Annotated in this window: 17 protein-coding genes; 8 read left to right on the top strand and 9 right to left on the bottom strand. The window is 35.2% G+C overall.

Features of this window, described 5'->3' with window-relative positions:
• Window positions 1-43 precede the first annotated feature (43 nt).
• The 5 genes from tadA to ligA form a co-directional block, all read right to left on the bottom strand.
• On the bottom strand, window positions 44-1,435 hold the full coding sequence (gene tadA / locus H6850_03980) for a Flp pilus assembly complex ATPase component TadA (GenBank protein USO02236.1): 1,392 nt from the start codon (window positions 1,433-1,435) through the stop codon (window positions 44-46).
• Between the two features lie 43 nt (window positions 1,436-1,478).
• Complete coding sequence (locus H6850_03975; GenBank protein USO02235.1) at window positions 1,479-3,203, bottom strand: hypothetical protein; 1,725 nt, start codon at window positions 3,201-3,203, stop codon at window positions 1,479-1,481.
• 158 nt (window positions 3,204-3,361) lie between these two features.
• A complete protein-coding gene (locus tag H6850_03970) occupies window positions 3,362-4,072 on the bottom strand; it encodes an alpha/beta hydrolase (protein ID USO02234.1) in 711 nt (236 codons plus the stop codon).
• 56 nt (window positions 4,073-4,128) lie between these two features.
• A complete protein-coding gene (locus tag H6850_03965) occupies window positions 4,129-5,478 on the bottom strand; it encodes a cysteine--tRNA ligase (protein ID USO02233.1) in 1,350 nt (449 codons plus the stop codon).
• Window positions 5,479-5,503: 25 nt separating this feature from the next.
• Complete coding sequence (gene ligA, locus H6850_03960) at window positions 5,504-7,450, bottom strand: NAD-dependent DNA ligase LigA (GenBank protein USO02232.1); 1,947 nt, start codon at window positions 7,448-7,450, stop codon at window positions 5,504-5,506.
• 94 nt (window positions 7,451-7,544) lie between these two features.
• Here ligA and infA point away from each other — a divergent pair, with 94 nt between their 5' ends.
• Window positions 7,545-7,766, top strand: a complete 222-nt coding sequence (gene infA / locus H6850_03955) for a translation initiation factor IF-1 (protein ID USO02231.1) — start codon at window positions 7,545-7,547, stop codon at window positions 7,764-7,766.
• Window positions 7,767-7,810: 44 nt separating this feature from the next.
• On the opposite strand, the gene secG is transcribed toward infA, so the two are convergent.
• Window positions 7,811-8,086 (bottom strand): preprotein translocase subunit SecG, encoded by a 276-nt coding sequence (gene secG / locus H6850_03950; protein USO02230.1) that lies wholly within the window; start codon window positions 8,084-8,086, stop codon window positions 7,811-7,813.
• Complete coding sequence (locus H6850_03945; GenBank protein USO02828.1) at window positions 8,083-8,604, bottom strand: translation initiation factor IF-3; 522 nt, start codon at window positions 8,602-8,604, stop codon at window positions 8,083-8,085. Before H6850_03945 ends, secG begins: the two co-directional genes overlap by 4 nt.
• A 67-nt stretch (window positions 8,605-8,671) precedes the next feature.
• Between H6850_03945 and H6850_03940 the strand changes: the two genes are divergently transcribed.
• The 3 genes from H6850_03940 to H6850_03930 are packed head-to-tail and all read left to right on the top strand — an operon-like array spanning window position 8,672 to window position 10,375.
• Window positions 8,672-9,358 (top strand): methyltransferase, encoded by a 687-nt coding sequence (locus tag H6850_03940; GenBank protein ID USO02229.1) that lies wholly within the window; start codon window positions 8,672-8,674, stop codon window positions 9,356-9,358.
• Window positions 9,355-9,876, top strand: a complete 522-nt coding sequence (locus tag H6850_03935) for a hypothetical protein (protein ID USO02228.1) — start codon at window positions 9,355-9,357, stop codon at window positions 9,874-9,876. The genes H6850_03940 and H6850_03935 overlap by 4 nt, the downstream gene beginning before the upstream one ends.
• 46 nt (window positions 9,877-9,922) lie before the next feature.
• Complete coding sequence (locus tag H6850_03930) at window positions 9,923-10,375, top strand: prepilin-type N-terminal cleavage/methylation domain-containing protein (protein ID USO02227.1); 453 nt, start codon at window positions 9,923-9,925, stop codon at window positions 10,373-10,375.
• Here the strand turns inward: H6850_03930 and H6850_03925 are convergent.
• Window positions 10,364-10,690 (bottom strand): hypothetical protein, encoded by a 327-nt coding sequence (locus tag H6850_03925; protein USO02226.1) that lies wholly within the window; start codon window positions 10,688-10,690, stop codon window positions 10,364-10,366. The two genes, H6850_03930 and H6850_03925, sit on opposite strands and share 12 nt — an antisense overlap.
• A gap of 121 nt (window positions 10,691-10,811) precedes the next feature.
• Between H6850_03925 and H6850_03920 the strand changes: the two genes are divergently transcribed.
• Together H6850_03920 and H6850_03915 are read left to right on the top strand one after the other, a co-directional pair.
• Window positions 10,812-11,849, top strand: a complete 1,038-nt coding sequence (locus tag H6850_03920; protein USO02225.1) for an SIS domain-containing protein — start codon at window positions 10,812-10,814, stop codon at window positions 11,847-11,849.
• Window positions 11,846-12,568 (top strand): 1-acyl-sn-glycerol-3-phosphate acyltransferase, encoded by a 723-nt coding sequence (locus H6850_03915; protein ID USO02224.1) that lies wholly within the window; start codon window positions 11,846-11,848, stop codon window positions 12,566-12,568. The genes H6850_03920 and H6850_03915 overlap by 4 nt, the downstream gene beginning before the upstream one ends.
• On the opposite strand, the gene H6850_03910 is transcribed toward H6850_03915, so the two are convergent.
• Window positions 12,558-12,863, bottom strand: coding sequence for a hypothetical protein (locus H6850_03910; GenBank protein USO02223.1), 306 nt, complete (start codon window positions 12,861-12,863; stop codon window positions 12,558-12,560). The two genes, H6850_03915 and H6850_03910, sit on opposite strands and share 11 nt — an antisense overlap.
• Window positions 12,864-13,183: 320 nt before the next feature.
• On the opposite strand from H6850_03910, the gene H6850_03905 reads away from it, so the two are divergent.
• Together H6850_03905 and H6850_03900 are read left to right on the top strand one after the other, a co-directional pair.
• Window positions 13,184-13,363 carry a hypothetical protein gene (locus tag H6850_03905; GenBank protein USO02222.1) on the top strand — a complete coding sequence of 60 codons (180 nt, stop codon included), beginning with the start codon at window positions 13,184-13,186 and terminating at the stop codon, window positions 13,361-13,363.
• A gap of 2 nt (window positions 13,364-13,365) precedes the next feature.
• Window positions 13,366-14,040, top strand: a complete 675-nt coding sequence (locus H6850_03900) for an undecaprenyl-diphosphate phosphatase (GenBank protein ID USO02221.1) — start codon at window positions 13,366-13,368, stop codon at window positions 14,038-14,040.
• Window positions 14,041-14,069 lie beyond the last annotated feature (29 nt).

Raw genomic sequence — 14,069 nt, 5'->3', positions numbered from 1 at the left:
TATATCTTTCACTCCATTATAGCTATTATATAGGGTTTATGATTTACAATTCAAATTCTTCTTTAGGTAAAGTGATACCTTGTTTAATTTTAAGTGCAAAAATATCTTTTATTTTTTTGTATGATTCAAATTTTTCTGACCATAACCTGGTTTCGCCAATAGCCTGCCTTTCATATAGTCCTTCAAAATAACATGTTTTACATCCTTTTGCATGACATTTTTTACAAACAGTTCGTATTAAACGTTGAGCGATAACCCCACACAATCCAACATTTAAAAATTCTTCCGTAACTCCAAGGTCTTTTAAACGATATATAGAATTTTCAATACTTGAAGTATGCAATGTTGCAATAACTAAATGCCCAGTCATTGCAGCTCTAAAACACATTTTTGCTGTTATTTCATCTCGTATTTCTCCAATAAAAATAACATCCGGATCTTGTCTTAGCATAGACTTAATACCTTGCGCATAACTCATAATATCATCATGAATAATTTCAGTTTGCGTTATTCCCTCCATTTTATACTCCACGGGCTCTTCAAGAGTCATTATACTTTTTTTGCCATTATTTATTTCATGAAATAAGCTATATAAAGTTGTAGTTTTACCTGATCCTGTTGGACCACAAATTAAAATTAACCCATGATTTTTTCGTATCATTTCACGCATCATATCTACTTGAAAATCTTCAAATCCAAGTTGATTAATGTTTTGGGCGGTCTTGTTTTTCTTTAATATGCGAATTACAGCATTTTCACCATAAATTGTTGGATGCGTGCTAATTCTTAATTCAATATTTTCAGATAAATTTAGTCGTCCACTTTGCGGGCGTCTCGTTTCAGAAATATCGAGCTGACTTTTGACTTTAAGACGAATAAGCGCTTTACCCCACTCTGAAAATGACAAAATATCAACTTTTCTTAGAATGCCGTGTAGACGGAAACATACATGCACTGTTTTATCTTCACAGCGAAAATGAATATCAGACGCATCCCTCAAGGTCGCTTTTGTTAAAATATTGTGCAGCAAATCAGGTGTATCAATGTCTTGATTCAAAAAATGTCTAATATTCGCAACTGAGCTTAAATAAATTTTTTTTATCTTGATTTTTTCCTGGATAAAATTTTTCAGCGCAAGATCCAAAGGGTCTGCCATTATAACATCATTACCCTTTAGCACTACAAAATTGTGTTTTAAATACAGCTCTTTGCTAAAAGCTGTAGATAAATTTTCTTTCTCAAGTTGACGATATGGATATTGAATAATATCTGACAAGATTTCATATAACAGACTCTCTTTAACAAGATTTAAAGAAGTGATTTTTGCAATAGGATCACTTTTTACATCAATTCTCTGGAGTAAATTAGCCTGTTCAGGCGCAAGTAAAGGGTATAATTTTTCGATAAGAAGCTCTTTGCGTCTAGCGTTTAACATGTGTTTTTCTTTTATGATGACTCAATAAAATCTAAATATTTTATTAAAACGCATCTTTCACAGTGCTTGCAAAATCTTCAATTGCTCCACTAGCTGAAGTGAATGGAGCATCTTCAATAAATTTTTTGTCTCCTATAGCATTTTTCACCTGACCAAGAATTGTATCTAAAATGCCGCCAACGTTTTGTGAACTAACTAAAGAAGCGTAGGGTATTTTTTCCATACCTTTATTTACAGCGTTTACAGTTGGCTTTTTGATAATTTCTATAAATTTATCAATTAACTCGTCACTATTTCCTTTTAATGCAACCTCTTTTAATTCGCTTGATTTTCCAAACGTTCTCCAAAAAAACAACAGACCCTTAGAGATTCTAGAAAAGTTTAGAGTAAAAACCTTTTGCACAACATTTTTTTGCACAACAGATTCGACCTTTCCTCCCATATTCTTAAAGAATCCTGTTGCGGCTGTTTTCATCATTTGATTATCCAACATACCAGCAATAGTCTCGTTTGTAATAAGATTGGATTTTTTTACTGTATCAATCACTCTATCATACGCATCGTCAATGAATTTACTTCCAAACAAACTTGTTGCAGTTCCAGAAGTTCCACCCCCTGCTCCATTAATAGTTGACTCCATACCACCAGATTCTTGAGACATAAAAAACTTAAGCAGCGGTGTTGTTGGCAGCATATCTGTCTTGTAGTATGTCTCTAGCACAGTTTCAAATAGCTCATTTGCAAAAGCGGTCACATCTTCTACAGATGCAGGATTTTCATCAAACTGCAAAGATAGAAGGTATGCATAATTCACTTCATTCCATACATAATACAAAAGGTTTTTTAGATTTTTTGCATACTTATCATAGTTGACAGCATAATCTGTACGCTCCTTTTGAATGCGATCATAAAACTCGTATGGAACCTCATGAAGATTATTAATTATTTCGAATGGATGAGTGAGTTTTTCTTTATAAAAAGAATCTTTATTTAACAATTCTGTTCCTTTTAGATCATTCATAAGCTTCTGCATAAACTCAAAAAAGAATTTAAACTGCCTACCATCCGATCCATGGTTAATAAAAAAATTGCGCATAATGTAGGAAAATTTATCATGCGATAAGCAAAAATATACGTCAGAGTAGAATATATAGTATAGCTTAAAGAATTGACGTAAAGCGCCTTTTGTAGGGACTTTTACATCTTCCAACTCTCTTGCGAGCTGAAATGAACCTAACACAGACATCAAAGCGCTTTCTGTTACTAATATCTCGTCAATATCAAAATCTTCTTTTTTAAACTCAATATAACTTTCTTGTTTGTCACCAAATACGAGAGAATTTAATATTTTTGAGAAAAATATTAAGGCAGCTTCTGTTGAGCGATCGCGTCTTAAATGTTCCTCAATAAATATCTCGATATTCTTAATATCTACAAGTTGCGTTAATTTCGCTTCCTCTAAATCCTCAACTACAGTACACTTATTTTGTAATGCAATAATCAGAATAAATAACTTTACAGCTTTTTGCATATCAGGACAGTACCGGCTATTTGGATTTAAGCAATCCAGAATAACGTTACTATTTTTTACGCAAAACAAAACTTGATCAAAATTTTTCTCGAAACATTCTTGCATTCCAATTACAAAAGAAAAATCATAGATAGAATTTAAGATCTCTGTGAAATATTGCTTTTCTTGCGTATTAAATAAAAGCTTACCTTTTCTCGTTTCGTAGTCTTTAAAAAGCTTATCAATGACGGTACTCATGTTTTCCCCATATCAAAAAATTCACATATGAAGCGATGATGCAATGAGGCATGATATGAACATATCATAGTTTATTGTGAGGGATTTAAATTCCTAAGAGCAATGAAAGAGAAAAAAAAGAAAAAAATTTAATAAACGACTATTGAAATTTTGTATTTTTATTTTTGAAGTTCCGCAGCGGTCTTTTCCTTAATATCAGATTGAGTCGCAACATAATCGTAAAGAACTTGCGTCAGTTGAGGTAAAGAATTTTCAAAAAAGTGATCCGCGCCTGGGATTTTTTTGTAATCGACAGATATGTCTTTTTGCACGCGCATTTTTTGCATTAATGCATCCACAAAAGCAATTGGGGCATATTGATCTTCCACACCATGAACAATCAATCCTGGGACCGGACAAGGGCTTAAAAATGAAAAATCAAAAATATGCGTCGGGGGAGATACTGCAACAAAGTGTTTAATTTCAGGGCGTCTCATCAGTAATTGCAAACCTACCCACGCTCCAAAACCAACACCGCCAATCCAGAACTGCTTCACTGTTGGATAGTGATTTTGTAACCAATCTAACGCAACAGCCGCATCATTCAACTCCATTTCTCCAGAGGTTAAAGAATTATTTGTTTTTGAAAGTGGATCTGGGCTATTTTGTATGGCTGTTGATTTTCCAACACCGCGGTAGTTGATTCTTAATACAGTAAAACCCAATAAAGCAAATACTTTATACATTGTGACAACAACTTTATTGTCCATGTCTCCACCATGCTGTGCATGAGGGGGGAGAATTAAAGCAACTGGCGCGCTTTCATCTGGTTGAGTTTTTATTTTACCTTGAATGCGTCCCGTTGACCCATTGAATAAAATTTCTGGCATGGAAGGAAATTTTTTTATATGACCTAGTAAATTTTAGTATATTTTAATGAATTTTATCAAATGTTTTTGCTAATTGTTCGCCAAGACGTTCCTGCGGGAGAGTCTTCTAACACTACTCCTTCTGCCAAAAGCCAATCACGAATGCGATCACTTTCTTGAAAGTCTTTCTTTTGACGCGCGGCGTTACGCTTTTCAATCCAAGCTAATATATCTTTCTCACTCATTGCTGCATTTTGAAACCATTCTTTCATAGAAAACTGTCCGATACCTAACAACCTTAAACTCGCTTTAATAGCCGCAGCTTTTTCATCAGTTGGCGCGCTATTTAATTCACTGACCGCCTCATATAAAACACTTAAAGCAAGAGGGGTGTTTAAATCATCTTGCAAAGCCTTTAAAAAATTCTCTATTGGGTTGGTTGGTATGATATCTTCAAATCTTCTAAGTGCTGTATAAATTTTATTCAAATTGTTATAAGCCTTTTCCAGTAAATCATCTGAAAAATCCATAGGCTGTCTATAATGTGTCATAAAAAAGGCAAAACGAATAACTTCACCTTTATATTCTTTTAACAGCTCTCTTACAGAGATTATATTACCTAGAGACTTCGACATTTTCTCTCCAGACATGGTCAAATGACCATTATGCATCCATACATTCGCCATATAAGAAGTGTTGTGGAAGCAACATGATTGTGCACGCTCATTTTCATGATGTGGAAATATAAGATCAATCCCACCACCATGAATATCAAATGTTTTACCAAAAAACTCAGAACTCATAGCTGAACATTCAATGTGCCAGCCGGGACGCCCTCTACCCCATGGACTTTCCCATCCAGGAATATCGTTTGATGAGGGCTTCCATAGAACAAAATCTGAAGGGTTTTCTTTATAGGATGCAACCTCCACACGCGCCCCAGCTTCTAATTCATCCTGCGACATGCCAGAAAGAGCTCCATATCCTTCATATTTACTTACACAGAACAAAACATGTCCGTCCGCATGATATGCATACCCTTTTCTAACCAGCCCCTCGATCATGGAAATCATTTGCGCGATATACTGTGTTGCTTTTGGCTCATGATCTGGCTTCATCGCACCTAATGCACCCATATCCTCATGAAACGCATCAATATATGGTTTGGTATACTCTTCTAAGGTTTTTCCCTCTAAACGATCAATAATTTTATCATCTACATCTGTAAAGTTTCTTACATATGTCACTCTTGGATATAAAAAACTCAAAAGACGATATAGTAAATCAAAAACCACAACAGGTCTTGCATTACCTATATGGGCAAAGCTATAAACCGTAGGCCCACAAACATACATCGTAATGTTATTTGGATCTATAGGGCTAAAAGAATCTTTTGTCTTCGTTTTTGAATCATAAAGAGAAAGCATATTTATAGTAAAAAGCCTTATATTTTCATTGTAGCATATTTAACCACTCTTCTTCTGTCATTAATTGTATGCCTAACTCTTCAGCCTTTGTGTATTTAGATCCAGGTTTATCTCCATATACCAAGATATCGGTATGTTTAGATATAGACGATCCCACCTGCGCGCCCAACTTTTTTGCTGTCTCTTTAGCCTCTGCCCGCGACATTGTTGTAAGAGTTCCTGTAAATACAATCGTTTTACCAGAGAACTCTCCACCAACACGCTCTTCATAAGGCAATACCTCCATATGGGGTAGAATTTCATGCATAGGAATTTGTGATTTAAAATGCGCTAAAGATTCTTTGACACTTTCCCCAATTCCATTAATAGATGTAATCGCATACTGTGTATCGTCAATGAATTTTTCAACTGTTTTATAATGTCTTGCAAGCAGCTGAGATGTAACTTCTCCAATTTCTGGGATACCTAATGCATATATAAAAGTTTCTAACTTAACTGTTTTATGATCTTTGATAGATTGAATTAGGTTTGCAAAAGATTTCTCCCCCCAACCCTCTTCTTCAGCAAGCTTAGTGTCTTTTAATAAAAATAGATCCCCCATATGTTTAATAAATCCCTTTTCATATAAGAAATCGATATTGTTTTTACCTAAACCTTCAATATCTAAGGCTTTTACAAAGTGCTTAATCTTTTCTTTAATTTGCGCCTTACAGTCCCAACTGTTAGGACAAATAACTGCAACGTTTTCACTCTCAACGTTATGTCCGCATGCAGGGCATATTTCAGGAAATCTAAAAGCGTGAGAATTTTTAGGGCGTTTATCTAAAATAACCTCCAATACCTGAGGGATTACATCACCTGCACGTTGCACAACAACCGTATCTCCAATGCGAAAATCTTTGCGCTCAATCTCTTCAATATTATGTAACGTGGCACGCTTCACAACGACGCCGCCGATATTGATAGGCGACAACTCTGCCACAGGCGTTAAAACGCCTGTGCGACCAACTTGAATGGTAATATCCTCTATTTTTGTTACACCTTTTTGCGCTGGAAACTTGAGAGCTAACGCGTGTCTGGGCGTACGCCCAACCACACCTAAACGCTTGCACATTTCTAGATCATTGAGCTTTATCACAACACCATCTATATCATAGGGAATAGCAGCACGAATGGATTCTATTTTTTTATAATACGCCCAGACTTCATCCGCACCTTTGCATAAATCAATGTATGGATTTATCAAAAATCCAAGCTCTTTCAAAAAATCAAAAATATGATATTGTGAATCAATTCCTTCATAAATAATCGCATAAGGGAAAAACCTCAGTGGTCGCATTGCTGTAATTCTTGAATCTAGCTGCCTTAGCGAGCCCCCAGCTGAATTGCGCGGATTGGCAAACTTTTCTTCTCGTTCTTCATTTAAAGCCTCAAAATCTGCTCGTGTCATATAAACTTCACCGCGCACTTCAATTGAAATATCTTTTTTAAGTTTCAAAGGGATATCACGAATTGTCTTCAAATTAATTGTAATATCTTCACCGATCAGTCCATTGCCACGCGTTAATCCTTGTTTAAACATGCCATTTTCATAATGTAATGCAGCTGATATCCCATCAATTTTTGGTTCGCAGGTAAACTCTTCTTTAACATCCTTAACAAAGTTGCGCATGCGCTTGATAAAATCTTCCAAATCTTCTTTTGTAAACGCGTCCTCCAAAGATAGCATTCTATTTTTATGCGTCACTTTTTCAAATGCAGATATTGGTTCAATGCCAACACGAAAGCTGGGGCTATCAGGCAAACGATATTGAGGATACCGCTCTTCTAACGCAAATAACTCTTTCTTAAGCGCATCATACTCAGCATCACTCACAGTCGGAGCATCCTTGTTGTAATATAGATCATCATAATGATAAATAAGTTCAGTTAACTCTTTAATGCGTGATTGGATATCATTAGGTTGTATCATGAAATTATCTCTTGCTTGCTCACCTCATTATACGCCTTGCATTTGTCTGATAAAATAGTGCTAGAATACATCAAGAACAGCATTCTTAAACAAAATGTCTAAAGAAGATATTATCACAGCCGAAGGTAAAGTTCTTGAGGTTTTACCAGGCGCAAAATTCAAAATTCAACTTGATGATACAGAACATACGATTTTAGCATACCTCACAGGTAAGATGCTCAAAAAAAGAATTCGTGTATTGTTAGGAGATTCGGTTACGGTTGAGTTGTCGCCGTATGATATGACGAAGGGTCGAATTATTTATCGGAAGAAATAATAGCTATTGGACCGCCATGGCGCCTCGCGCGTTAGTGGTGCTGCTTATTTCTTGCGTTGAACTTCAATTTGTTGAATTGTCTTTTGACTTTCTTTCATCTTTCCAGTTGAAATAAATACCATAAAGATGCAATTCAAGAAGAACAGTGTCGCTAATACTGCAGTAATATGCGTCATAATATTTGCAGATCCCTTAGCTGTAAATAACCCAGAACCTTGACTACTACCCATAAGCGCTCCGCCAGACTCGCCTTTTTGCATTAAAATGATAGATATCAATCCAATAGTGATTAATAAATGTAAAATGATTAAAAAAATCATGATTTTGGTTTCCTTTTCTGTGGCGCGATCATCACCGCCATTTGTCTTGGGTTTACTTTTGGCATAGCTTCAAACGCACCATTTTCTCCTACAACTTCCTTAACTTTCTCAATAAGTTTTTGTCCTAAGTCAGGGCTTACAACCTCACGCCCTTTGAATCTTATAACAATTTTTACCTTATCGCCAGCTTCCAAAAATTTCATAACCGCCTTTAATTTGGTGGCTAAATCCCCTGACCCTATATTTGGTCTTAATTGCACTTCTTTTAAAGCTTGCTGATGTTGTTTTTTCTTAGCTTCAGACTCTTTTTTTTGCATCTGAAACTTAAACTTACCATAGTCCATCAATTTACATACAGGAACGCGAGCGTCGGGAGACATTTCAACAAGATCCAATTTTTTATCTCTTGCAATTTCGAGAGCCTCCTGAACAGACATAACTCCGACCATTTCTCCACCATCATCAATCAAGCGGATTTGAGGCGCGCGAATAGCCTCATTAACACGATGTTTTAAAATATTAAAACCTTTATAGAACGTATATAGCTATGGTATCATATGAAAAAAATTAAAGTCTACAGGCAACGTGACACTTTTTTATGGCAAACAACTCGATATTCTACAACCTGAGGACGGATATCGCATTTCTATTGATGCGATCTTGCTTGCAGCATCCATTAACACAGGATGTGAAATTTTAGATGTAGGTTCAGGCGTGGGTACCGCAAGCTTATGTTTAAAGAAACGCCAATCCAATTTGGAGATTACTGGTGTGGAGCTTCAGCATATCAATGTTGAGCTTGCGCGCAAAAACTCGCAAAACAACGGCCTATCCATTCAATTTATACAAGGAGATATTCGAAAGGATCAGCTTAATAAAGTTTTTGATCATGTGATAAGCAACCCACCCTTCTATGAAGAAAGGAAAATAAATAAACCGACAAACCAACATAAATTCTTATCTAACGTCTTATCTGAAATAACTTTAGAGCAATGGCTATACTTCTGCATTAAACACTCAAATAATTACATCACCATAATTCATTTACCAGAGTATCTAGATCGTATTTTAGATGTTTTTTCACAAAACCTAGGCGGAATTCAGATTTATCCTATTTTTGTGAATAAACAAGCAAAGCGTATTATTATTCAAGGCAGCAAAAGAAAAAAAACACCCCTTATGTTGCATCAAGGATTAATTTTGCAAGATCAGTTAGGGTACACTAAGGAAGCGCAAGAGATTTTAACTGGCATGAGAGGAATTCAACTATGATGTTATTTTTTTCTCTTGTTGCAAATGCTATTACAAAAGATTTAGAAAATTACCTTTCTAACATTCAAAAACAAGAATTTAAAATCAGATATACAAATTCTAAAGGTAAGCATATGAACGGATCCCTTTCATGGAATAAAACCAGCTATCCGTTTAAATTTATTATTAATCTAGGGGCTCAAAAAACTACTATTATAAATGATCATCAAAAAATCATCATGCACGTTGAGCAAAAAAACTCGACAGACCGTATTAAAGCTAAAGATATAACAAGCAACCCATTGGCGTCTATCTTTAAAGCAAAGGTTCAGTTTGTAGAGCATACAGATTCTCTTGTACAAACAAAATCTAAAAAACTTGGAGAGAATCGATATCAAGTGATTTTATATAAGTTTACAGATGAAGCGTGTGAAAAAGAGCATTTAATTCTTGAGTATGAAAAACACAATCAAAAGGTTTTGCTAAAAAAATGGATTACCGTCGCAGAAAATCGTCGCATAACTATAGATTTTTTGTAAACGAATTATTAAGTTTTTCTCTTGCAACATAAAAATAAAAATACCTGTGCTGGACAGCCGAAAACTCAAGGCATTTAGTCTTATTGAATTATCTATTTCGCTCCTTATTATTGGCATTATCTTGGGCTCAGTATTTAAAGGTATGCAACTCGTGGAAAACGCCAAACTTCAAGCTGTTGCAAAGCAATTTCAAGAAATTCGCTTGGATGTAGAACAATATATTGCACGGTATGGTGAATTTCCTAGCACTCCAGATGATACGACAGGAGCTTTAAATAAAATGCACAGCAAGGGTATTTTAAAATCTAATCAACCTATAAAATCAAAATTTGGTGGAGAATTTAAATTCAAAGACGTTGGCGGAAAATATTGCATTCAGCTTGTATCAACAACAGGACAAGCATTGTTAAACTCAAAACAAACAGAGTATCTTAAATCCTTGATAGAGGATAATATTATGGATGGCGATATAATTTCTTGCGCTATCTCAAATTACTGAGGAAAAATAAAACGCTATAGCTAGAACCGGTACAAATGGTATGTGTCTTTTTCTCATAATAAGATGCATAAAAATCCCTATAAGACCAGCCAATATGAAAAACTGACTTATATAAATGGATGGATAAGCACACATAAGAGAAAATAATACAATATCCCCTGCTTGCCAATACTTTCTAAATGTATACCCCGCAAGGAAAGCTCCTGCTGTCCAGCATGATAAAGCGCATGTAGAAAAAAGCAAAAGATCGAACATATCGATCTGATGTGTTTTCCAGTCATCAAGACTCATTTTAAGAAGAAGCAGGTAAGGCAAAATGCTTTTTTTATTTATTGTGGATGGTAATTTTTTAAAAAGCCGTTAAGCATGCTAACGTAAATAAAATGACTGTGCGCCATCCTTCATACTTTACTCAGGATGGTAAGTTTTAGAAATCATGCTGCAAAAACTTCTTTCTCATGCTGTTGATCTAAAAGAGATTACAAACAATATTAAGACATTTAATAAAATTATCTTTATTGGAACGGGCGGCTCCTCTCTTGTTGGACAAGCATTAAAATGCATTGCACAACCTGAGCAACGCAGTAAAATCCTCTTTTTTGACAATATAGACCCAAGAACATTTAGGGAAAAAATTCTCCCGCTCACAAAAGAAAAAACCTTCTTTATATTAATTTCCAAATCAGGAAGGACCTCTGAGGTATTAGCGCAAACAGATTCACTATCTTCATACTTATCTGCGCGTAACACATTGGTCATCACAGAAGCGACAAACAATCCTTTGCGCAATCTAGCAGAAATCCACGGTTGGAAAATTTTAGAACACCCTGCGGAAATCGGTGGGCGGTTTTCAGCATTCACAGTTGTGGGGCTACTCCCTTGTTTACTATTAGGCTTGTCAGATCAAAGATTCATTGAGGGTGCGCAAAACGCCTTAAACAACCAAGACACCATTCAAAAGAAAATTGAAGCCATTTATGATAACCATCCGATAGATCGACAAATTATCCTTTCATACTCAGATTATACAGGTGGCTTATTAGGTTGGATGTCTCAACTTATAGCCGAAAGCTTAGGAAAAACTCCTGACAAAAGCATTATCCCAATAACAGCTCGCGGAACGGTTGATCAACACTCGCAATTACAGCTATGGATGGACGGCCCTAAAAATCAATTTTTTCAGATCTATTTTTTTCACGATGCATTAGACCAATCTCAAATATACGTTAACAACAAAGCATTTTCATATGATCAGTTATTTAAGATTCATAGCCAAGCTACCAGAAAGGCTCTTGAAGATAATGGTTACTATGTTGAATATAAAGAATATGCTGCGTTAGATGAGGAAACGCTAGGAGAAATTATGATGGAAAAATTCATAGAAGTATTTGCGTTTGCAAAATTAATGCAAATCAACCCTGAGGGGCAACCAGGAGTTGAAAGAGCTAAGAAAGCAATAGGATTGTACATATGAAATTCATAAGATCTTTGTTATTCTATATCACTTTCTTGATTTTCACTGTATGTTATATTCCTGCTTTTGTTTTGGCTGGTTTTTTTATAAAAACGGATGCATTTTCGCGCTATATTATGAGATCATGGATGCACGGCTTCATAAGAATTGCGAAAAAAATTTTACATATCGACTATACGCTTAAAAATTTCGATCTCATCAAACACAGAACTTCTCCGATTATCATCGCACCTAAACACCAATCTATGTGGGAAACATTTTTAATTTGCTCGGAGTTAGGGGAAAATATGCGCATCGTACTAAAAAAACAAATTTTGAACTATCCGCTCATTTCTAGACTCATTAAAAATACACACGGAATCGCTATTGATCATAAAAACACCCTGCAATCTTTAAGAACTCTACTTGAGGAGGGAGGTAAAGCGATTAATAATGGAGAAAATCTATGCATTTTCCCTGAAGGCGAAAGAGTAAAGGCTGGAGAAAATGGAACTTATCATAGTGGTTTATTTTTCATATATAAAAAACTCAACATCCCAGTTGCAACAATCGCATTAAATGCAGGGGTATTTTGGCCAACGAAACAGTTTGCAAAAATACCTGGAACAATTACAGTAGAAGTTACAGGAATTATTGACCCAGGGCTAACAAAAAAAGAATTTGATGAACATTTGCATCAATTGATCGAGCAACCTTCACAAAAAATGCTTAACCTCTAAGTAGGTCTACAGATGGTTTTGCTTCTAGCATGCTTTTATCAATACTTTTATGTGGAAACATGTTAGGCACGTCCCCATACTTTTGCATCAAAAGTGAGAAAAATAAGACAGCAGCAGGAGGAATAGAAAACTCAATCACATCCCAATATTCTATAGGGAAATTATAGTTGAAAAAATTACCAACCATAATAATGGTCATATTTAAAAGATAAAAAAGCAACTCCCCAAATACAATAACCATTACAAGTGCAGGTATAAAGCTTTGCATAACACCGTTATTGCAAGAACCTGCCATGAAGATTTGTATTTACACTTCTTACCTTTATCATATCACATTCTGGCATTAAATCCATATAGCCATATTCAGTTCCATCAACTCTTCAAAAGACATAAAATCAGCTGGAACATCTCCTGCGTAGCAAGAATCCATATCTGAATCACTATCTAAACATTGTAAGGCAAAAATAAAAAACATCATTCGCGACTTTTCTTAACAACTACCTTCATATAAGTCTGGCATTTTTTAAAAAAAAGTAAATTTTATATATAATTTGTATTGTTTTTAATACTAAAATATGAGTAATATTTTCCATAGGTTTTTATTTTGTACAGTTCATGAAAATAGTAAAAAATTTGCTACTCCTAGCGGCATTAATTCTAGGCTTTATGTTTATTAAGAACAAGTTCTTTTCAAAAGATATGGATGGGGCGCAAACTGAGCAGGTTGCTGATGCAACCCCAGCTATGAGCGAACCACAACGCGCTCAATCTATTGAGAAGAAATCCAACAACTAAAAGTGGCTGATCTAAAGGCTATTTTTATCCAGTCTGTCACGGAGTTCCTTCCGGTCAGTTCTAGTGCGCATTTAACTTTATTTACAAGCGGTCATTTGGCACCAGATTTATTACATTTTGGCACCTTAATTACAGTCGTAATTTACTTTCGTAATTTTTTATTGCAAAACTTTTTTAAAGTTTGCATTGGATCTCTTCCAGCTGTCGCCATTGGTTTTGCAATTAAAAAAATATTATGCATAGATTTATACGACCCTCAGTTTATCAAATGGGGCTTATTGTTTGGCACAATATTTATGCTCTTTGCTGAATTTACACCTAGCGCGTCTAAAACAAATATCAGTATTAAAAATGCTTTTTTGATAGGGTTGATGCAATGTTTTGCATTTATCCCAGGATTTTCAAGATTAGGTGCCACTTTGTCTGCCGCTCGTATCTTGGGTTATAACAGACAATCATCTGCCATATTTTCGTTTTTATTGTCGATTCCAGCATCTTTAGGGGCTTTGGTGTTATCGCACCCTTCAACAGACACTGTCATAGCTTTATCGCCCTATATTTTACTTGAATCTGCGATTGGCTATATTGCCCTCGCTTTCTTTATGAAATGCCATGGACAATTCTTAATTTTAGCACTTGCATTTTATCGTATGCTGTTATTCTACATGATGCTTTAACGATTTATTCATACATTTTAAGACGAAAA

This window comes from Alphaproteobacteria bacterium, from assembly GCA_023898745.1.
Lineage (GTDB): Bacteria > Pseudomonadota > Alphaproteobacteria.
The sequence above is the reverse complement of the archived record's forward strand: the minus strand, read 5'-3'. Positions and strand labels throughout refer to the sequence as shown.

Bases quoted from the DNA above. Each gene is read 5' to 3' on its own strand.
- tadA (USO02236.1), bottom strand. From the start codon at position 1,435: ATGTTAAACGCTAGACGCAAAGAGCTTCTTATCGAAAAATTATACCCT.
- H6850_03975 (USO02235.1), bottom strand. From the start codon at position 3,203: ATGAGTACCGTCATTGATAAGCTTTTTAAAGACTACGAAACGAGAAAA.
- H6850_03970 (USO02234.1), bottom strand. From the start codon at position 4,072: ATGCCAGAAATTTTATTCAATGGGTCAACGGGACGCATTCAAGGTAAA.
- H6850_03965 (USO02233.1), bottom strand. From the start codon at position 5,478: ATGCTTTCTCTTTATGATTCAAAAACGAAGACAAAAGATTCTTTTAGC.
- ligA (USO02232.1), bottom strand. From the start codon at position 7,450: ATGATACAACCTAATGATATCCAATCACGCATTAAAGAGTTAACTGAA.
- infA (USO02231.1), top strand. From the start codon at position 7,545: ATGTCTAAAGAAGATATTATCACAGCCGAAGGTAAAGTTCTTGAGGTT.
- secG (USO02230.1), bottom strand. From the start codon at position 8,086: ATGATTTTTTTAATCATTTTACATTTATTAATCACTATTGGATTGATA.
- H6850_03935 (USO02228.1), top strand. From the start codon at position 9,355: ATGATGTTATTTTTTTCTCTTGTTGCAAATGCTATTACAAAAGATTTA.
- H6850_03920 (USO02225.1), top strand. From the start codon at position 10,812: ATGCTGCAAAAACTTCTTTCTCATGCTGTTGATCTAAAAGAGATTACA.
- H6850_03915 (USO02224.1), top strand. From the start codon at position 11,846: ATGAAATTCATAAGATCTTTGTTATTCTATATCACTTTCTTGATTTTC.
- H6850_03910 (USO02223.1), bottom strand. From the start codon at position 12,863: ATGGCAGGTTCTTGCAATAACGGTGTTATGCAAAGCTTTATACCTGCA.
- H6850_03905 (USO02222.1), top strand. From the start codon at position 13,184: ATGAAAATAGTAAAAAATTTGCTACTCCTAGCGGCATTAATTCTAGGC.